The organism is Streptomyces sp. NRRL F-6492 (assembly GCF_001280125.1).
In the GTDB taxonomy this organism is placed as follows: Bacteria; Actinomycetota; Actinomycetes; order Streptomycetales; family Streptomycetaceae; genus Streptomyces.
The window spans coordinates 48,423-67,017 of sequence record NZ_LGEG01000214.1; the positions used below are offsets into that span (position 1 = coordinate 48,423).

Annotated in this window: 16 protein-coding genes and 1 pseudogene; 11 read left to right on the top strand and 6 right to left on the bottom strand. The window is 71.0% G+C overall.

What is annotated here, in order from left to right:
* Window positions 1-76: 76 nt before the first annotated feature.
* Window positions 77-439: an STAS domain-containing protein gene (locus ADL08_RS17665; protein WP_053644009.1), complete on the bottom strand. Its 363-nt coding sequence runs from the start codon at window positions 437-439 to the stop codon at window positions 77-79.
* Window positions 440-607: 168 nt separating this feature from the next.
* On the opposite strand from ADL08_RS17665, the gene ADL08_RS17670 reads away from it, so the two are divergent.
* Window positions 608-1,072 carry an ATP-binding protein gene (locus ADL08_RS17670; RefSeq protein ID WP_420709604.1) on the top strand — a complete coding sequence of 155 codons (465 nt, stop codon included), beginning with the start codon at window positions 608-610 and terminating at the stop codon, window positions 1,070-1,072.
* A gap of 392 nt (window positions 1,073-1,464) precedes the next feature.
* Here ADL08_RS17670 and ADL08_RS35670 read toward each other — a convergent pair.
* Window positions 1,465-2,052: pseudogene (locus ADL08_RS35670) on the bottom strand (transposase); the annotation flags it as partial.
* A gap of 576 nt (window positions 2,053-2,628) precedes the next feature.
* Between ADL08_RS35670 and ADL08_RS17680 the strand changes: the two are divergent.
* The 3 genes from ADL08_RS17680 to ADL08_RS17690 all read left to right on the top strand — a co-directional run bounded on the left by ADL08_RS17680 (window position 2,629) and on the right by ADL08_RS17690 (window position 5,935).
* Window positions 2,629-4,164, top strand: a complete 1,536-nt coding sequence (locus tag ADL08_RS17680; protein WP_324610433.1) for an IS110 family transposase — start codon at window positions 2,629-2,631, stop codon at window positions 4,162-4,164.
* A 38-nt stretch (window positions 4,165-4,202) separates the two neighbouring features.
* Entirely contained in the window at window positions 4,203-4,889 is a 687-nt protein-coding gene (locus ADL08_RS17685) for a TMEM175 family protein (protein WP_267889575.1), read from the top strand.
* A gap of 182 nt (window positions 4,890-5,071) precedes the next feature.
* Complete coding sequence (locus ADL08_RS17690; RefSeq protein ID WP_053644015.1) at window positions 5,072-5,935, top strand: SDR family oxidoreductase; 864 nt, start codon at window positions 5,072-5,074, stop codon at window positions 5,933-5,935.
* 208 nt (window positions 5,936-6,143) lie between these two features.
* Here ADL08_RS17690 and mscL read toward each other — a convergent pair whose 3' ends face one another.
* A complete protein-coding gene (gene mscL / locus ADL08_RS17695; protein ID WP_053644017.1) occupies window positions 6,144-6,587 on the bottom strand; it encodes a large conductance mechanosensitive channel protein MscL in 444 nt (147 codons plus the stop codon).
* Window positions 6,588-6,799: 212 nt separating this feature from the next.
* Between mscL and ADL08_RS17700 the strand changes: the two genes are divergently transcribed.
* Both ADL08_RS17700 and ADL08_RS17710 read left to right on the top strand, forming a co-directional pair.
* Entirely contained in the window at window positions 6,800-7,549 is a 750-nt protein-coding gene (locus ADL08_RS17700) for a ZIP family metal transporter (protein ID WP_053644019.1), read from the top strand.
* Window positions 7,550-8,079: 530 nt separating this feature from the next.
* Window positions 8,080-8,388, top strand: coding sequence for a hypothetical protein (locus tag ADL08_RS17710; protein ID WP_053644022.1), 309 nt, complete (start codon window positions 8,080-8,082; stop codon window positions 8,386-8,388).
* A 178-nt stretch (window positions 8,389-8,566) separates the two neighbouring features.
* Here ADL08_RS17710 and ADL08_RS17715 read toward each other — a convergent pair whose 3' ends face one another.
* Complete coding sequence (locus ADL08_RS17715; RefSeq protein WP_159043063.1) at window positions 8,567-10,330, bottom strand: PP2C family protein-serine/threonine phosphatase; 1,764 nt, start codon at window positions 10,328-10,330, stop codon at window positions 8,567-8,569.
* A gap of 255 nt (window positions 10,331-10,585) precedes the next feature.
* Between ADL08_RS17715 and ADL08_RS17720 the strand changes: the two genes are divergently transcribed.
* On the top strand, window positions 10,586-11,038 hold the full coding sequence (locus ADL08_RS17720; RefSeq protein WP_053644026.1) for a MarR family transcriptional regulator: 453 nt from the start codon (window positions 10,586-10,588) through the stop codon (window positions 11,036-11,038).
* Window positions 11,039-11,294: 256 nt separating this feature from the next.
* Here the strand turns inward: ADL08_RS17720 and ADL08_RS17725 are convergent, their stop codons facing one another.
* Window positions 11,295-11,741 carry a MarR family transcriptional regulator gene (locus tag ADL08_RS17725; protein ID WP_053644027.1) on the bottom strand — a complete coding sequence of 149 codons (447 nt, stop codon included), beginning with the start codon at window positions 11,739-11,741 and terminating at the stop codon, window positions 11,295-11,297.
* Window positions 11,742-11,851: 110 nt separating this feature from the next.
* Between ADL08_RS17725 and ADL08_RS17730 the strand changes: the two genes are divergently transcribed.
* From ADL08_RS17730 to ADL08_RS17740, 3 genes are all read left to right on the top strand, one after another.
* Complete coding sequence (locus ADL08_RS17730) at window positions 11,852-13,024, top strand: PP2C family protein-serine/threonine phosphatase (protein ID WP_053644029.1); 1,173 nt, start codon at window positions 11,852-11,854, stop codon at window positions 13,022-13,024.
* Between the two features lie 285 nt (window positions 13,025-13,309).
* Window positions 13,310-15,535 carry a HEAT repeat domain-containing protein gene (locus ADL08_RS17735; protein ID WP_234352176.1) on the top strand — a complete coding sequence of 742 codons (2,226 nt, stop codon included), beginning with the start codon at window positions 13,310-13,312 and terminating at the stop codon, window positions 15,533-15,535.
* Between the two features lie 545 nt (window positions 15,536-16,080).
* Window positions 16,081-17,016: an alpha/beta fold hydrolase gene (locus ADL08_RS17740; RefSeq protein WP_053644033.1), complete on the top strand. Its 936-nt coding sequence runs from the start codon at window positions 16,081-16,083 to the stop codon at window positions 17,014-17,016.
* Between the two features lie 347 nt (window positions 17,017-17,363).
* On the opposite strand, the gene ADL08_RS39220 is transcribed toward ADL08_RS17740, so the two are convergent.
* On the bottom strand, window positions 17,364-17,702 hold the full coding sequence (locus ADL08_RS39220; protein ID WP_420709605.1) for a hypothetical protein: 339 nt from the start codon (window positions 17,700-17,702) through the stop codon (window positions 17,364-17,366).
* A gap of 369 nt (window positions 17,703-18,071) precedes the next feature.
* Between ADL08_RS39220 and ADL08_RS39225 the strand changes: the two genes are divergently transcribed.
* Entirely contained in the window at window positions 18,072-18,191 is a 120-nt protein-coding gene (locus tag ADL08_RS39225; protein WP_420709607.1) for a transposase family protein, read from the top strand.
* Window positions 18,192-18,595 lie beyond the last annotated feature (404 nt).

The window sequence follows — 18,595 nt, forward strand, 5'->3', positions numbered from 1 at the left end:
GGCGTTGGTACGACACGAGGCGGTCGCCCGGGTTACCCGGGACGGCCGCCTCGTCGTGACCACGTCGGGGTTCGGGTCAGGCGTTGAGGGCGTCTTCGAGGGTGGGGTGGCAGGGGATGACGCTGTCGACGCCGATCAGGGCCAGCACGCGCTGGACGGCTTCCTGGGGGGCGGCGATGCGCAGTCGGCCCTGCAGATCGTTCAGGTGCTGGTGGGCGAAGATGAAGACGTTGATGCCGCTGGAGTCCATGAAGGTCACCCCGCTCAGGTCCGCCACGACCCGGGGGGCTGTTCCTTCTCCGGGCAGCAGGGCGTCGCGCAGGGTGTCCTTGGTGGTGTGGTCGATCTCGCCGAGCAGGGTGGCGACGCGGACGCCGCCGACGGTGTGGTGCGCTACGGACAGCCGCTCGGGCCGGTCCGTTTCCTCGTTGCTCGTCATCTTCTCCTCGACCGCGCTTAGGCTGGCCCCGGGATGGGGGCGTGCGGACGATTCTGCCCCACCCGCCAGACCGGACGCACCCGGATGGCGGGGCCGGGTCATCCTTGTGTAATAGGGAGCCGCCGGGCGGGTAAAGACGTCGCGTGAACGGGATCGAGGACGAGGCCAGTGGAACCCCATGCTGACGGCGACGACGGCGCTTCTCCTCTGCCGGACGGGTGCCTGATGCGCGCCGGCTACGCGCTCGACGGCGACAGCGGCTGCATCTCCGACGCCCGTCACCACACCGCCGCCTTCCTGGACAAGGCCCGCGCCGAGCACGGCCTGCCGGTGTCGGAACGGGTGCGGGATCTGACCGCGCTGGTCGTCAGCGAGCTGGTCACCAACGCCTGCAAGTACGCCCCCGGCCCCGTCCTGATGGAACTGCGCATCAGCACGAGCAGCGTGGACATCGTCGTGTGGGACAGTGATCCGGCCGTCCCCGCGGCCCGGGCCGCCGACCCGGACCGGGTCGGCCAGCACGGCATGGAGATCATCAAAGCGGTCGCGGAGGAGCTGTTCATCGAGCAGGAGCCGGTCGGCAAGCGCATCACCGCCCGCATCGCCCTGGCCGACGCCCCCAGCCTGGCGTAGAGGACGACTTCCGCCTGCTGCCGCCGAAGCGCCTGAGCCCGGCCGCCCGGGCGGGTGAGCCCGAAGCAGTGCCGCCACGTACTGCTCGACCCCATCACGGCCGACAGCCCCGGGTCGTCGACGAGACGTGCCCGCTCCGTCGCGTCTCCCGGCCCGCGTCCGCCGCACCCGCAGCCGGCTCCTCGCGCTGATGTCGCGGCGCCCGCCGCGTACGGACCACGCCCCGGAGGAGTTGCTCCGGCTGGTGGAGGCCGCGCCGTCCTGCATGCGACGGCGAGAGGGCTCCTGCGCCGTCTGCCCGTCCCGCCGGGCCTGTCCAAGGAGGCACGGGCCGGGAGACGGGCGGACCGCCGCGCGGCCGCCGTCCTCGCCCCGCTCACGGAGACGGGGCGGACGGCCCCGTCCCTCAAGAGAAGTTCACCGTCGTGGTCGAGCCATGAGGAGCGGTGGTCGAGCCTTGGGCGGACCCGATCCCGTGCCTGAGTCTCGGCCTTGCCGTAGTTGGTGGTTGCGGTGACCGTGGTGATCGCGGACTCGGGCCAGGTCTCCAGCTTGGCGAAGCGGAATTCCGGGCCGTGTTTGGGCGGCCGTCCGCCCTTCGGGTCGTGGACGCGAGGTGGCTTGGGCAGGCGCATGACCTGGTCGGAGCGGACGCGGCCGACCAGCTCGACGGGCAGGCCGCGCAGGACCCGGGCCAGGCGGGTGACGTCATAGTCGGCGTCGCTGACGATCACGATCTGCGGGTCCCCGTTCTGCCACTGACCGGCCGCGACGAGCCGTTCAACCACGCCTCGGAGCTGGGCGGCGGTGACCGCGGTCGCGTCCGCACACAGCACCGCGTCCACCAGCTCGAACAACTCGTCGCGCCGTGCGGTCGGGCACTCGTAGAACTCTCCCCGGAAGCGTGACGCTTCCGCGAACGCTTCCCTCCGGACAGCGTCAGGCAGCCGACTCACCCTCACGGCCTTCGTCGTGGTCATGTGCACCTTGGTCGGAGCACAGGATCAGACGAAGGCCGCCCCCGCGTCCGGCGCCCCCCATGTGAGCGAATCCGTTCGAGACGCCATTCGAGACCGTGGCACCATGTACCGCATGACGACGAACCGAAAGGTCCATGCCGCGTAGACGGCCGGGACAGATCCGCAGTGGCGCCCCCGGCAACCACCGGACAACGGGTGCAAGGCCAGTCGTAGACGGCCTGTCTTCGCATGCGCTCTCCGAGATCACCCGTCTTGAGGACACCCGCAACTATCTGCAGCCAGGCGACGTCAGCAAGGCTGTGAGCCTGTGGAAGAACTACGTCCACCAGCCCGAGCGGGATCTGTGGCACGACTACGAGTGGGGCAACGTGCACTGGTACTGCTGCGGCAACCCCCTCGAAGCCCGAGCCCTACTCGACACCGTGATGCAGGCCATGTCACCCGGAAGCGCCCGCGAACTTCGAAAGGTCGTCAGTCGGTCAGACGCCGTCTGAAACCTTCCGTCCTCGCCCCATGACGCAGACGTGAGCCGAAGCTCGGGAGTTGTCACCAGCGGGACCGGCTGAGCTGGTGAATGTGGACGATCGAGGCAGCCTGGTTGCCACACGCGAGGCAGCCGACTTGTCACAGACGCTCATTCGGCAGTCTTTCTGCCACCAGAAAGATCTGTCGGGCTGTGCATCGGAATGGGGAACCGCGGGTTTGGCCCCGGACCTACGCTGGCGCTACGGCCAGCCCGTCGCCTACCTCACCGGCCGGACCACCCACCAGGCGTCCACCACCTACCGGGGCGAGGGCAACACTGACGCCCGCGACGCCTTCATCATCGCCGACCAGGCCCGCATCCGCCGCGACGTCAGCATGCTGCGGCCGGGCGACGACATCGCCCTCGACCTGCGGCTCCTGAGCGCCCGGCGCCTGGGCGTGGTCCACGACCGGACCCGCCAGATCAACCGCCTCCGGGCACAGCTCCTGGAGTACTTCCCCGCGCTTGAACGGACCTTGGACCTGACGAAGAAAGGCCCAGTTCTACTGCTGACCGCCTACCAGACCCCGGCCGCGATCCGCCGCATGGGCGTCCGCCGGCTGGAGACGTGGCTGCGTAACCGCAAGGTTCAAAGGGCCGGCACGCTCGCGGCCACAGTGGTGGAAGCCGCTCAGGCCCAGATGACGGCCCTGCGCGGCGAAGAGCTGGGTGCCGAGCTCGCCGGCCGTCTCGCCCGGTCGGTGGCGACTCACGATGACGAGGTGGCCGAGCTCGACGCCCGGATTGAAGCCCGCTTCCGCGAGCACCGGGACGCCGAGGTCATCCTCACCCTGCCCGGCATGGGCCCCACCACCGGCGCCGAGTTCATCGCCGCGACCGGCGGCGACCTCACCGCCTTCGCCAGCCCCGACCGCCCCGACCGCCTCGCCGGCCTCGCTCCGGTCCCCTGGGACTCGGGGAAAGTCAGCGGCAACCTGCGGCGCCCTCGGCGCTACCACCGCGGTCTCCACCGCGCCCTCTACCTCTCCACCCAGGTCAGCATCTTCTTCTGCCCTGTCTCGAAGGCGTACTACGACCGGAAACGGAAGGAGGGCAAGGGGCACAAGCAGGCCGTCATCGCTCTCGCCCGCCGACGTGTCAACGTCCTGTGGGCCATGACCCGCGACCACACCCCCTTCGAGACGACAACCGGTACCCCGCTACGGGGACCGATCTCGCCGACCCGCCTACCCGTATGGAGGGGAGCAGTAAGCGCGATCTCCTCCGACGCATCGGGTATCAGGAAGTGCCTCGGGCCGGTCGGGGCCCACGTGCACCGCCACGCTGGGTGGCGGCCCGGTCGGCCAGGGGCGGCAGAGGTTGGCCGCGACTGCGCGTACGCCGTCGTCCCAGCCGTCCCCGAAGCGCTCCTCGGACCCGTCTGGGGGCTGGTCCCGCACCGGATCGCCCCCGCCGCACCGCACATCGTCGCCGTCCTCGTCTGCGGACACACCGAACTGAAACTCGCCGCCTTCGATCCGGCGAGCGGCCGCGAGCTGTGGCACACCACCCTGCACAAGCAGGACGAAAGACTCGCGCCGCACTCGCGGCTCGCCGGCCCGGCGGCATGCCACCGGTCGGCGTAATCCGCCGTCCCGGTCCTGACGAGGACCAAGGTGTCAGGGTGGACAACGCCAGCTCCCCGGCACCGCGCGCGGAACGTCTGATCACTCTCTCCGACGGTATCTTCGCGATCGCGATGACCCTCCTCGCACTCGACGTGCGGGTCCCCCCGGACCTCGGCACCGAGCAGTTCCACGAGGCGCTGCGCGCGTCCCTGCCGTCGCTCGCCGCGTACGCGCTGTCCTTCCTCATCTGCTGCGTTTTCTGGCGGGACCAGCGTCAGATCCTGTCGATGGCCGCCACCGTCGGCGGCGTCCCGCAGTATCTCGCCCTGGCGGTCCTCGCCGTCATCGCCATCGTGCCCTTCCCCACGTCGATGCTCGCCGAGTACGGCGCCCGTGAACCGGTCGCCGTCGCCGCCTACGCCGCCACCATCTGCCTGGTCGACCTGCTCCAGTTCGCGATGTTCGTCACCCTGCGCACGCGCCACGGGGTCCGGACGGTGGGGGAGTGGGGGGACACCGCCGTCGATCTCGGCGCGACGATCCTCGTCTTCGGCCTCTCCGTACCGCTCGCGTTCGTCGCACCGCACGCGGCGCTGTGGTTCTGGCTGGCGCTCTTCCCGGTGAAGGTGTTCCTCGGGCGGCGCGAACAGCGCAGAGTGGCCGCCGCGCACAAGGACGGCACCGGGACGAGGAACCCGGGCACGGGCACCGAGGGACCTGAGGAGGACGGCAAGCACACCTGAGGCAGAGGGCGTCCACCGCGCCCGAAGGCGCCGGGCACGCTCCTCCCGTGCACCCGCGCGCCCCCGCACGGGCATGGTCCGCCGTTCCCCGCGGCCCCACCATGAGCGCGGGAACCAGGATGCGGCCGAGGCCGCACGCCGGACGAGCACCGGCAGCGGTGCCGCGCACCACGGGGGGACGTATGGGACGACGCTGGCTGGTGACCGGATGCTCGTCGGGTCTGGGCCGGGCACTGGCGGAGGCGGCCGCCTCCGCCGGGCACGAGGTCGCGGTCACCGCCCGGAGCGCCGCGGCGCTGGAGGAGACTGCCGCCCGCCACCCCGGGCGGATCGTGCCGATCCCGCTGGAACTGCGCGACGCGGCCCAGTGCGAAGACGCCGTCCGCCACGCCACCGCACGGCTCGGCGGCATCGACGTCCTGGTCAACAACGCGGCGGCCGGGCTGTTCGGCGCCGTCGAGGAGGTCTCCGACGCCGAGATCCGCGACCAGATGGAAACCCTGCTGATCGGCCCGTGGCGGCTGGTCCGCCTCGTCCTGCCGGGCATGCGTGCCCAGGGCCACGGCCACATCGTCAACGTCTCGTCGCTCGCCGGCCGGATGGCCTTTCCGGGCCTCGGCGCCTATGTCGCGGGGAAGTTCGCGCTGGAGGGCATGAGCCAGACGCTCGCCGCCGAGGTCGCACCCCTGGGCATCCGGGTCACCGTGGTCGAACCGGGCGGCTTCGCCACGCGCTACGGGACCTCGCTCGGCCGGTCCGCACGGCGGATGCCCGAGTACGCCGCCGAGACCGCCGGAATGCTGGACGGACTGCGCGGCATGGCCGACGACGCGGCGATGGGCCGACCCGAGGACTTCGCGGCCCGGGTGCTCGCCCTCGTCGACCCGGACAGCGCCACGCCGCTACGGGTCCCGATCGGCGAGGACGCCTTCCTCTACCTCGAAGCCGCGGAACGGGCGGCCCGTGACGAACTGGCCGCCGCCCGCGCCCTCACGAACGCGCCGCCGCCCCCGGCGGCGAAGGACACTGTCCATGACCTGTTGTGACGTCGCGTCCACTACTCCCTGAGCCTGCAGGGGCCCGGGCTCCCGCAACAGACTGCTTTCTGTAGGTGCGGGGGGTTGCGGGGCGCCGGGGCGTTCCTCGATGCCGTGGACCGTGGACGAGGGCCTGGAGCGGGCGGGCGTCGGGCCCGAGGATCCTCGTCCTCCACCGCGCCGGGCCCGCGCCGGCGGGGCCGGGACCGGCAGTCGGCTACTCGATGCGCCGGGTCGTGTCCCCCGGCTGGACGGGCACCGCGGGCAGGGGGGCGGTGCACGCCGCGCAGCGGCGGGCCCGGGCCGGGACGGGGCTGAGGCATTCGGGGCAGTCCCGCTTGGGCGCCTGGACGTCCTGGTGCGGCGCGAGACGCTCGTGCAGCTTGTTGATCGGTAGTACGACGAGGAAGTACAGGGCACCGGCGAGGAGCAGGAAGCTGATCACCGCGTTGATGAAGGCGCCGTAGGGGAACTGGATGGCGCCCACGGTGAAGGTCTTGCGGTTCATGTCGCCGGTGGCGCCGGCGGCCAGCCCGACCAGGGGAGTCAGGAAGGCGCTCACGAAGCCGTTGACGACGGCGGTGAACGCTGCACCGATGACGATGCCCACGGCCAGGTCGACCACGTTTCCGCGCAGGATGAAGCTGCGGAATCCTTTCACCTTCTTGCTCCTCGGAGTTCCTCGACGTCGATGGCGGCCCGGAAGTGCGGCCGGTTCCTTCCCCGGATGCCCGGCCGCGTCCCGCCCATACCTGCCGGACACCGACCGGAATCGCGCCGGCGTTCGTCGTCCTGTCGTCCTGTCGTCCTGTTGTTCTTTTGTTCGACGGGTAGGAGGTGCGCATCTGTCGACGATGTTGAGAGGGGCCGGTTGTGGCGGGAGCGTTGATTGCGGGCGGATGGGGCCTGTTCGCGGGGGCGGCCCTGCTGGTGGGGGCGGCCGTCGGCACGTTGGTGCGGGTTCCGCCCCGGCTGATCGCACTGGTCATGGCCTTCGGCAGCGGTGTCCTGATGGCCGCGGTGTCGTTCGAACTCATCGCCGAGGCGTACGAACGCTCCGGCATGGTGCCCGTGGTCACCGGCGCCGTCGGCGGTGCCGCCGTGTACTCGGGAGCCAATGCCCTCCTGGCGCGGCGCGGCGCGCGGCACCGGAAGCGCTCCGGCGAACAGCAGCCCTCCGAGGACGAGGCGCCGGGGTCGGGCAATGCCATAGCCCTGGGAGCGCTGCTGGACGGGGTCCCGGAATCCGTCGTCATCGGTACCAGCCTGCTGGGAGGCGGGCACCTGGGAGTGGCGACGGTGGGAGCGGTGTTCATCAGCAACCTGCCCGAGGGGCTCGCGAGCGCCGCCGGGATGCGTGCCGCCGGGCGCGGTCGCGGATACGTGTTCGCCCTGTGGGGAGGCATCGCCGTGGTCAGCGGTCTGGCGGCACTGGCCGGGTACGCCCTGCTGGGCGGCGCGCCCGCGGCGGTGATGGCGACGATCACGGCGGTGGCGGGCGGGGCGATACTGGCGATGATCGCGGACACGATGATCCCCGAGGCGTACGGCAGGGTGCACCTGCTGACGGGCCTGACCACCGTGATCGGCTTCTTGTCGGCGTTCGCTCTGGCTCACCTTTAGGCCGGACCCGGCGTCGGACCTCGGCGGGCCGGGGGCGTTCCGCTTCAACGGGTGGCGGCGAACGGCCCGACGACGGAAGCATGTCCATCAGGTCGACGCCGCGACGGGCGGGTCGTCATCGAGCGGCGAACGCCTTTTTCCGAGGGGGAGTCGGGATGCGGTACAACGGCTTACGCGGATGACGGCACCCGACTGGATCATGCCGGTCCTCGTGGGCGCCTTCCTGGCGGTCTCGTACCGCGTCGTGCGCAAGAGCCGTGTCGGGTTCGGCGCGGCGGTGCTCTTCATGGCGGTACTGAACGCGGGCCTGCTCCGGAGCCTTTGGGCGACCGGTCCGTCCTGGGCGGCACCGGTGGTCGCGGTGGTCTCCCTGCTCGCGGCCACGACCGGCGCGTTCGCGGCGCTCCGTGCCGCGGCGGCCCGGATCGAGCGCGTGGACACCGCCCGCTTCCACGATCTCGTACGGGCGGTGGCCGAAGCCCCGGGGCCGCAGGTCATGGGCGTCTGCGTGTCACCCAGGGACGGCCCTGGTGCTCACCGCCTTCGGCGACGACACGCGGCCGGAGGGCCGCCAGTTCCATCTGCCGCCCGGCACCCACTGCCCGTTCTGCCTGGTGGAGGACCAGGTGAGGGACTTCCTCGGTCCCGAGGACCCGTTGTTGCACGAGTACCGCACCCATCTCGCGCGAGGGAGCAGCCGCCACCTGCTCGTCAGGCGCGCCTCCCCGGCGGAGCCGTGGACGGGTCGGCCGCGCGACCGGATCCACTACCGGGTTCCGGCCCCGTCCCTGCGCCCGTCCTGCCCGGTCCACGATCCCTTGTCGAGTGCGGCCCGCTAAAGCGTGTCGCAGAAGGCTGTGGATCGGTCGTTTCCCTGTACGCGTCGGGTGTCAAGGGAACCGAGCCGTTGTGGTTGGAGACGTTCACGGGGCTGCGGGTGCGGTAGTTCGAGTGGCTGCGGCCACTGCCCGCGATCGAGCCGGCCAAGGGAACCATGGGAGTGCGCGCGATCCGGCGTCAGCGCACGCGGACGCCGAGGATGGCGAAGTCGTCGGTGGGGGCCCCGGGATCGTGCGCGGCGATCTCCTCCTCCAGGAGGCGTACGGCCGCTTCGGCCGAGGCTCCCGGGGTGCGTGCGAGGACCGTGTGAACTCCCGCCTCGCCGAGCATGACGCCGTCCGAGCGGTGCTCGGTGACGCCGTCGGTGTAGAAGAGGAGCAGGTCGCCGGGGTCCAGCGTGTGGTGGACAGTTCGCAGACGCGGCTCGTTCACCACTCCGAGGAGGGTGCCCGGGTGGCCGACGGGGACGACGGTTCCGTCGCTCCGGCGCAGCAGCGGGTGCGGGTGGCCTCCCAGGGCCAGGGCGAGGCGCATCCCGGAGCCGTCCGGGCGCAGGGTCGCGCAGGCCGTGGTGCAGAAGCGGCGAGTGGACGGCGGCTCTTCGAGGAGGGCGGTGTTGACGGCGCGCAGGAGGGCGGTGGGGTCGGTGGTGTTCCGTCCCGTCGCGCGGACGGTGTGGCGGACGAGGCCGGTGAGTGCCGCGGCCTGCGGGCCCTTGCCGGCGACGTCGCCGACGGCGATGGTCCAGCCCTGGGAACCGCTGGGGAAGACGTCGTAGAAGTCCCCGCCCATCAGGGTGCCCTTCTCGCCGGGATGGTGACGGGCGGACAGTTCGAGGCCCGGCACCTCGGGCAGGGCGCGGGGCAGCAGGCTCTCCTGGAGCCTGCGTGCCACCTCCGTCTGCTCGGCATGGCGGCGGGCGTTCTCGATCGCCGGGGTCGCGCGGCGGGAGAGCTCCCGGGCGAGGGGGACGTCTTCCTCGGTGAAGGGGGAACGTCCGGGTGAGGCCCTCACCAGGACCATGGCTCCGATCACGGTGCCGGACCGGTCTACGGGGACGGCCAGCCACGAGTCCGCGGGTGAGGGGCCGCGCCGGGTGCGGCGGTCTTCGCCGGCGTACGGGGAGGGGCTCAGGGCGCGGGTGACGTCGGTGCCCCGTTCGTGGCGTCCGGTGCGCACGACGGCGCCGACTCCGTCCTCGGCGTCCGGGTGCGGGGGAGAAGCCTCGGCCAGGTCGCGCAGTTCCCGCTGCCGGCGCGGGTCGCGGTGAGCCAGGGCGGTCAGGACCAGCCGGCCGGTGTCGTCGGCGAGGTAGAGGAGGCAGCCGTCGGCGAGGCTCGGTACGACGGAGTTCGTGACCGCGGCGAAGGTTGCCTCGCGGTCGAGCGAAGCCCCCAGCAGGGCACCCGCGTCCGCCAGGATCCGGAGCCGCTCCCGGTCGTTCCCGCCACTGCCCGCGCCGCCGTCACCGTCGCCGGGGTCAGGCCGCGGCCTTGCGCGTTCCAAGGCCTGTGCCCGCCGGTCGGTGGACAGTACGAGCAGCAGACGGTCCTTCCCCAGCCGGAAGGCCCGGTACTCGTGGTCCGTCGTGCGGTGGGCGCTCTCCCGGGCCGGGGCGAACACCCCGTGCTCCGGCAGGCCGGTGTTCAGCACGTCCAGGCAGGCCGCGAGGACGCCGTCGCCGGCCGTCCGCGCCCGGGACCACAGATCGCCGCGCGGGCCCTGGGCGGGCACCGCTCCGGGCGTACGGCCGGTCCGGGCGGCCGCGTTCGCGTACTCGAGACACAGGTCGACGGCCCGGCCGTCGGCGTCCCGTACCGCCACCGAGATCGAGACGGCGTCCGGCAGGAGCTCGAACGCTTCGGCCAGGAGTCTGTCGGCAGCCCTGTCCTCAGGGGTGTCCGCGTGGCCGTCGTCGGCTCCGGGCACTGCCGTCGTCACGCTTTCGCTCCCTGTTCCCGCCGGCGGACCGCCGAGCAATAGTTGTCGTGCGACAAGTATTTCACGAGGCGGAGCGAAGTGGGGCGGAAAGCCGGGCGTTCGTCCGCTTCCCCCGATCCACCCCGTCCGACACGACCGGAACCGGCCGCGCGGGGCCGTGCCGGACATCGGGGTGATCAAGGCGCTTCCCGGCAGGCATGAAGGGGGCCGCGCGGGGAAAGCGGAAGGCAATCGTCCTCTATCCCGCACCTGCCTATGAATGACGACCCGGAGCAGGCCCCCGACCTCTCGCCCGGCGAAGAGGCGGCCGCCGCGACGCTGGAGTTGTGGGAGGACCTGGAACTGCGGCGGGAACCCACGGGCCTCGCCTACCGGATACTGGTCCTGCTGGAGCACTTCGGTCGGCTGGCCCCGGGGCGGCTGGCGCAGCTCCTGTCCGTACCGACCACCTCGCTGAGCCGCGTGACCGCCCAGCTCGCACAGGCCGGGCTGGTGGCCAGCGCTCCGACGCCGGGCGACGGGCGGGGCCGGATCGTCACCGCCACAGGGGCCGGCCGGCGGCTGCTCGCCGAGATGCGGGCCGAGCGGCTGGCCGAGCCGTCCCCCCTCCTGCCCGACCACGGCGAGGACGAAGCCGTACGGGCCGGACTCGCCGGCCTGCTCGCCGCCCTGCAGAGGTCACTGCGCGACCGCGACGGGCACCGCTGACTCCGTACCGCGACGGGGACCGCTGGCCCCGTACCACGACGGGCGCCGCTGACCCCGTGGGGCCGGGCTCCACCCCGTCCGTGGACCTCTCGCCGCGTACCCGCCCGCCCGCCACCGGTTGCACGGCCGCGATACTTGTCATTTGACAAGTATCTGCCCGAGGAACCAATCTGTCGCAGCATCACGAGGCGCGCAGACGGCCTCCGGCATTTCCTCGGAAGGGAGGAACCGTGCACCCTCGGCGCAGTCGTCGGCTTCAGGCCGATTCCGTGACGTCGGCGTCCGTCTCCTCGCGGGGGGACCCGGCACCGGCGACGGTCCGGATCCCGGACAGCCCCCGCACCAGCATGGTCTGCTCGGTCGGGGTCATCTTCCCCAGCAATTCGCGCAGGACCTCCTCGCGGCGGGCGCGGAACGCCCTGAGGTAGCTCGCCCCCCTGCGTGACAGACGCAGCTCCAGTTCGCGGCGGTCGGAGGGGTTGTGGCCACGATCGATGAAGCCCACCGCCTGCAGGCGGTCGCACATCCGGCTGACCGACGACGGCATGGAGTCCAGCTTCTCGGCCAGGGTGCGCAGATTCACCACTCCCTCGCGCTCCAGCACGTACAGCACGCGCACCTGGGAGGAGGACAGCGGGGCCGTCGACACCGTCTCTCCTTGGGCCCACAGCACTTCGAGCAGCTCCAGCACCTCGAGCGCCATGCCGGCGGCGGAACCCTCCGCACCGTTGCGCCGCGACGCTTCCTCCGGTCGCCGAGACATGAGAGAAGCCCCCTTTCGCACGCGTTCCGAGACTAGGCGGTAACCGGACAATGGACAGATTCATCGCGGTCGAGCGCGCCCTGCGTGCCGCCACGCCCGACGCTCTCCTCCCATCCCTGGAGGAAGGGCTGGTCGCGCATTACCGTGCCGCGGACGTCACCCTGCTCATGGCCGACTACGCGACGACCATACTGCAACCGGTCACGGCTCTCCCCTATACGAAGGAACCCGTCCCCGTCCACGACAGCGCCCCGGGCCGGGCCTTCAACTGGCAGTCGCCCCACGTCGAGGGTGCCGAGGGGGACGGCCCGGTCACCGTGCACCTGCCGGTGAGCGTGCGCGGAGACCGCATCGGGGTCCTGAGCCTGCGCCTGCCCGACTGGCAGGAGGGCTCCGGCACCGCCCGGGAACTGACGGAGATCGCCGAGGTGCTCGGACACGAGATCGTCGTCGGCGAGCGCGACACCGACCTCTACCTGCAGGCCCGGCGGGCCGACCGCCTCACGCTCGCCGCCGAGATGCAGTGGCAGCTCCTTCCCGGACGTTCGTGTACCCGCCCGGAGTACGACATCGGCGCGCAGCTCGAACCCGCCTACGCGATCTACGGGGACAACTTCGACTGGTCGACGTCGACCCACGACCTCACCCTGACCGTGACCAACGGAATGGGCGAGGGCATCGACGCGGCCCTGCTGACCAACCTCGCGGTCAACGCCCTGCGCAACGCCCGGCGGGCCGGCCTGTCCCTGACCGACCAGGCCTACCTCGCCGACCAGGCGGTCTACGGCCAGCACCGAGGGGTCCAGCACCTGGCGGTGCTGTTGTTGCGCTTCGACCTGGCCACCGGGGCGACGGAGATCGTGGACGCCGGATCGCCGAAGATGTGGCGCGTACGGCGCGGCAAGGCCGAGCAGATCGAGCTGAACGCCCAGCTGCCCCTCGGCATGTTCGAGGACACCGTCTACACGGCCGAGCCCTTCCGGACCGAGCCGGGCGACCGCCTCGTCTTCGTCAGCGACGGCGTCTACGACGTCGCCTCCCCGTCCGGGGAGCGGTACAGCGAGCGCGCCCTGGCCCGGGCCCTGACCAGCACCCGGCTCCTGCCCGCCTCCCAGGTCCCCCGCGCCGTCCTCCAGGAGCTCGCCGGCCACCGCGGCGTGATCGACCCCGACGACGACGCCATGGTCGTCTGCCTGGACTGGCGCGGGCGGCCGTCGGACTGAGCGGCGGACCGCGGCGGGCCGCCCGCGCGGCAGCGCCGCCGCAACCGGGCCGAGGAGCCGTACGAGAAGGCACTGCGGGCCCGAGTCGTGGGCCTCCACCGTTCGGGGACGCCGCGGCAGCGCGTTGCGGCCACGCTCGGGACCTCGGCCGAAGCGCTGACGGCACGCCTCGACCTGTGGGCAGGAGCGGCATCCGGTGACCGGGTCCCGATCGGCAATGCCTGCGGTCGCCGACTTGGCTCTGTCCCTGTTGCGGAAGGGGCCCGGGGAGCGGTTTCGTCGGGTGTGTCAGTGCTGTCCGGCATAGTTCCGGCCATGATCAACGATGTGGACAGCGTCGACTGGGCGTCCCTGGGGCACGCCTACGGGGCGGCCGACGACGTGCCGGGATGGCTGCGCGGCATGGTCTCGCCCGACCCCGACGTGCGGAAGGAGGCCTTCGGCAGCTTCTACGACAAGGCCCTTCACCAGGGGAGCGTGTATTCGAGCACGGTGGCCAGTGTGCCGTTCCTGTTCGCGATGGCGGACGATCCGGCGACCCCCGACCGGGCGGAGGTCGTCGCCCTGCTGCTCGGTATCGGGCGGGAAGCGGTCGACGCCGAGGAGATCTGCGCCGTCGTCCGCGGCGACGACGGGGAGGATTCCACGGTCTGTCCGGACACCGCAAACCTGATGCGCGAGCACGCCGACGCCTTCATCGCCTACGGCGCCGACCCCGACCCACGGGTGCGCAGGGCTGCGATCGAGGGGCTGGGGCTCTTCCTGGACGACGCCGAGCAGGCGATCGCACTGCTGCGGGAGCGTCTCACGGAGGAAAGCGGGGCCACCGAGCGCCTGCTGGTAGTGCGGACGATGGCCGATCTGGCCCTTCGCCTGCCTGCGGCCGCCGCGCCGGCGAGGGCGTGGTTCGACGCGCTGGCCGACAGCGGCGGCACAGATCCGGACACCCGTCTGGCGGCGCTCGTCCACCGGGCCCGCTGCGCTCCCGATTCCATCGACGACCAGACGGTGCCGGCCGTGATCGGACTGCTCCGCCAGGTCACCCCCGCACCCCTGCCCGAGTCCGACCGGGCACGAGAAGGCCGGGATTCCTCCCACCCGTGTACGTGTGAGACCGGGCCGGAGCCCGACCCGGGTGTCCCCGGGCACATTTCCGCAGCCTTCGACGACCTCGAACGCCACGGTCGCGTCCACGCCTCCACCACCCCTCTCCTGACAGCCCTCCACGAGGCCCTGGGGGCCCGCTTCGACGACCGGAAGGCGCTGCTCACCGAGCAGCTGCGCAGTCCGGATCGGGCCACCCGGTACGACGCCATCGACATGGCGCGCCGTCTGGTCACCTCCTGGCGAGGTGACCACGTCTCTCTGGTGCGACTCATCGGCGACTGCCTGCTACCGGGCGACTCCTCCACCGCAGCGGCCGCGGCCGAGGCGCTCGGGTCCCTGGCCTCCCTGGCCGAACCGGCCCGCGAGGCCCTCGCCACCTACGTCACCACCCAGCTCAACGAGCACCGGCCCGATGCGTGGGCGAGCCCGCACCGCGCTTTGCGCCGTGCTCACCAGCAAGCTGTCGGGGCACTGGCCGGCCTCGGAGACAAACGGGCCCTGCCCAGCCTGCTCATCGCGCTGGACACCGGCGTCGACGCCTGGCGCGCGGTGGACGCGGCCAGACACCTGCCCCAAGCCGCCCCTGAGCTCACGCCCCCGATCATCCGCCGCCTCACCGGCATCGACCCTGCGCGGGAGCGGCCCGGTTTCGGCTTCACCTCCCTCACCCTTTCGTTGTCCGGGCTCGGCGACCCGGCGGCCGTACCCGCGCTCACCGATGTCCTCCGGGCCGCGGTCCGGCACGAGACGTGGCACATCGCGGTGCCCGTCCTCAAGGCACTCGCCTCCTTCGGCCCCCGCGCCGCATCCGCTCTGGACGTGATCCGCCCCCTCACCGCTGTGGACGACGTCTCGCTCCGCACCACCGCGACGGTCGCTGTCTGGGAAGTCGAACGCCGGCCCGAGAACGTGATGCCGCTCCTGCACGGCCTGCTGGAACACCCTCGGAACACCGACGCGATCGACCTGGCCGGCCGGATCGGCCCTGACGCCGTGCCCGTCCTGCCCCGCCTGCGGCAGATCCTCGACGAGCAGCTCGATCGGAACGCACTCAACGAGCGGAACGACGCGGCTGTACTCAACGACTGGTGGACCCTGATCCACACCGCGTCAGCCCTGTGGAACATAGACGGCACCGGCCGGATCGGCATTGTGCTGCCGGTACTGCTGGACGCCTGGAAGAACGACGATGCCAGCGCCTCTTTCGTCGTCGCCTGCCTCGACCGCATGGGGCAAGCCGCCCGTCCGGCCCTACCCCAGATCCGGGCCGCCCTCGCACAACCCCACCGCTACGACCAGGGCTGGATCGGCGCGGTCGCCCTCGACCTCGAGATCGAACACACCTGCCGGACCATCCAGGCACGTCTGCAAGACCCGCCGGAGCCCACTCCTGCCAAGACGTAGGAACCGCCCGACCGGTGTGCAGGCCCGCTGAGACACGTCCTGCACACCGGCCCGGGCCGCGCTGCCGGGTGGTGGCGGACGACGTGGGCGTCGCGACCGGACTCGACGTCCGTGCCACGGGTCCGATCCTCCCCGACGGGGCCTTCGCGGCGGCCTGGTGAGCCCGCCCGTTCACCGGAACGGCGGCAGGGCCGACCGATCGGCCGACGGCCGCCTCCCCACGGCTCGTCGGCGACCCCAACCATTCTCGTTGCACCAGTGACAGGATCAGATCGAAGTCGTTCACAGAGCGTGGACGCTCTCGGGATTTTCGTCGTACCGACACCACTGCGGAATCGTTCCGCGGGATCGGTGCGCGTCGGCGGGAGCGGTGACGACAAGACCCCGCCCGCGTCCCGCGGCGATGGCGCCGACGCGGCCCTCACCGGCCGGGGCCGGCCATGCGGGGTCCGACGCACCGCTGCGGCCGGTGACGCCGGTTCTGCCGGGGCCGTCGAGCCCGACGCGTCCACGCCCGGAAGCACGGACGACGAGGAGGACCCGCGGTGACGGTGGAAGTCAGCAGGGCCAGTGCGAACGAGACTGTTACGGAACACAGGTTGTCGTACGAGGGCTTCGCCTACGACGCGCGGGTCGTAGGGTCGCCGGCCGAGCCGGGCACCGTGCCGGTGGTGGTCCTGGGAGGCTCCTCACAGGACCGCTACACCTGGGTGAGGCACGAGACGCGGCTGACGCCAACAGCCGCGGTCATCACCGTGGACCTGCCGGGTTACGGGTCCGCCGACTTCCTGCCGGCCACCTACGGTTTGGACTTCCTGGCCGACGCGGTCCACCACATGATCACCGATCTCGGACATCCCGTCGTGCACCTGATGGGGGCCTGCTACGGAGGCAACGTCGCCCTGCGCTTCGCGCAACGCCACCCGGAGGCCGTGAGGAGCATGATCCTGGCAGGTACGACGCTGGTCGTGCCCGAGAACTTCAAAGCGGCGGTCGCCGGATGGGAGGAGATGCTGCGACGGGGGGACCGGGTCGGCTACGCCTCCGGCATGGTGGCGGCGTTCACAGCGCCCGAGGAACTCGGGCCCGTCCGCAAACGCAACGTCATGGCCCGTATGCTCCTCCGGCAGGGCACGAACCGCACCGCGCACGAACTGCGCATGGACGCCGAGCACAGCGACCGCGTACTCCGCCACGGCGTGTACGCCTCAGGACCGCTGCCCGATGTCCCCTGTCTGGCCTTCACCGGCGAGTACGACACCCTCACGCCGCCCTCCCACAGCCGTCAGGTGGCGGGGCTCTTCCCTCGCGCACGGTTCACCACGGTCAAGGAGACCGACCACCTCTCACTGCTGGAAAGGCCTTTTGAGGTGGCCGATCTGTGGCAGCGCTTCTACACCGGTACTCCTTTCGACGAGCTCGACTTTCTGAACGACGTAGAACGGCTCGACCGCCCCGCGGCGCCCATGGCGTCCATGTGAAGCGCCACGGCCGGACCGCTCGCGAAAGCAGCCAGACGCGGATGGGGACCCCCGCCCCGTCGACGCGTTGTCCGTGAGGGCGGCCGCCACAGTGAACCGGTGACGGCCTGCACCCCGGTCGTACACGGGACTTCCCCTTCGTGGTCGCGTGCTTCAGCCCGCCGTTTTCCCTCGGCCCCGAACATCGGCGTCGGCGGACGAGGACGTGTCCGAGCATGGATTCTGCCGTCCGCCGAGGCGAGCTGACGGATGAAGCGTGTGAACGGATAGCACCTTTGCTGCCGGTGCAGCCTTACGAGCTGGTGCGTGACAGTGGTGGAGCTGTATTCACCTGATCGGGGTCGTGGTCAGGTGTTGGCGGTGCGGTCGGAGACGAGGCCGAGGCAGCTCTCGTCCAGGAGCACTTCCACGCCGGGAAAGTACTGGGAGCAGGTCGTGATTCCTTCGTTGCGTGGGGCGGTCACGTCGTGCATCCACCCTGGTGGTACGGCATCCGCCCAGAGCGTGCGGCCCTGGGTGTCGGCAATGACGACAGCCTTCATCATGTTCTGCTTCTTCTTCTCACGCCGCAGATGGATCAGCGTGGCGACCAGCCGATGCGCCGGCACTGCCGATTGACCATGAGCGTTGGAGGACGGTGGTGTGATCGCTACTGTCTCGGGTAGCGGGTGGACATGTTCAAACATCGACGTGTACGGGTCGCGTGCGTGCTGGTAGTCGGATGGGTGGCACTGACCGTCGTGGAGTGGCGGGTGGAGCAGGCACCTTGGCGCACGGCTGTGGTGAGTGGGTTTCTGATGGCGTGCGTAGTGGCGGGTACCTGGTGGTTCGCCGAGATGACGCAGGGTCTGTCCTCACGGACGCGCAGGAGGCGCCGAACTGTTGGGCCCTCCGCCGACAACCGTCCCGGTGAAGAAACGAGGCACATGCACCCGACCCGCGTGCCTGCCGGTGGCACCAAGGACGACATACGTCATTGAGCCCTTTTCGACCTGACCGGGCGGCTCACGGTCCGGCAGCGGGAGATCGGTGTGCGGTGACAATGACTGCCCGCCATCCGTCAGGCCCTGTTTACCTTGGCCCGTCTACGGTGCGGCGGTACCTACGCTCGACTTGCCACCGGGTTCGGAATCGGGATTACTACCGTCTGCCGGGGCATACGCGAGGCCGTATGAGTCCTGGCCGCTCTCGTACCGACCTTGGCCGAGGCGGTGAAGTCCGTCAGGACGAAGGCGTTCGTCACCCTGGACAGGATCCTGTCGCGGGGGCTGGAGCGTGCTGTGCGGACAAGGCGTACCAGGGTGTCGGCCGGTACATCCGAGTTCCCTTCCGGAGGCATCGGCTCAAGCGCTGGAAGCGCCGGCATTCGCTGTGTGGGTGAGTATGCTACGGCTGTTCTGAAGGGCCGGTGCCTTCTGCGGAAGCTCCGTTACAGCACCAACCGGATCACTGACGTCGTGAAGGTCGTCGTCCTTCACTAAGAGGTTGTCTCACATGGTCTGAGCTGCATGGGGCATGATGGCGCTTGTGGCTGTCGATCTTTCCTCTCGTCTTGTTCCTGACGGGTTGTGGGCTCTGA

Coding starts and splice junctions, on each gene's coding strand:
- ADL08_RS17665 (WP_053644009.1), bottom strand. CDS start 439: ATGACGAGCAACGAGGAAACGGACCGGCCCGAGCGGCTGTCCGTAGCG.
- ADL08_RS17690 (WP_053644015.1), top strand. CDS start 5,072: ATGGGACGACGCTGGCTGGTGACCGGATGCTCGTCGGGTCTGGGCCGG.
- ADL08_RS17720 (WP_053644026.1), top strand. CDS start 10,586: ATGAATGACGACCCGGAGCAGGCCCCCGACCTCTCGCCCGGCGAAGAG.
- ADL08_RS17725 (WP_053644027.1), bottom strand. CDS start 11,741: ATGGCGCTCGAGGTGCTGGAGCTGCTCGAAGTGCTGTGGGCCCAAGGA.
- ADL08_RS17730 (WP_053644029.1), top strand. CDS start 11,852: ATGGACAGATTCATCGCGGTCGAGCGCGCCCTGCGTGCCGCCACGCCC.
- ADL08_RS39220 (WP_420709605.1), bottom strand. CDS start 17,702: ATGTTTGAACATGTCCACCCGCTACCCGAGACAGTAGCGATCACACCA.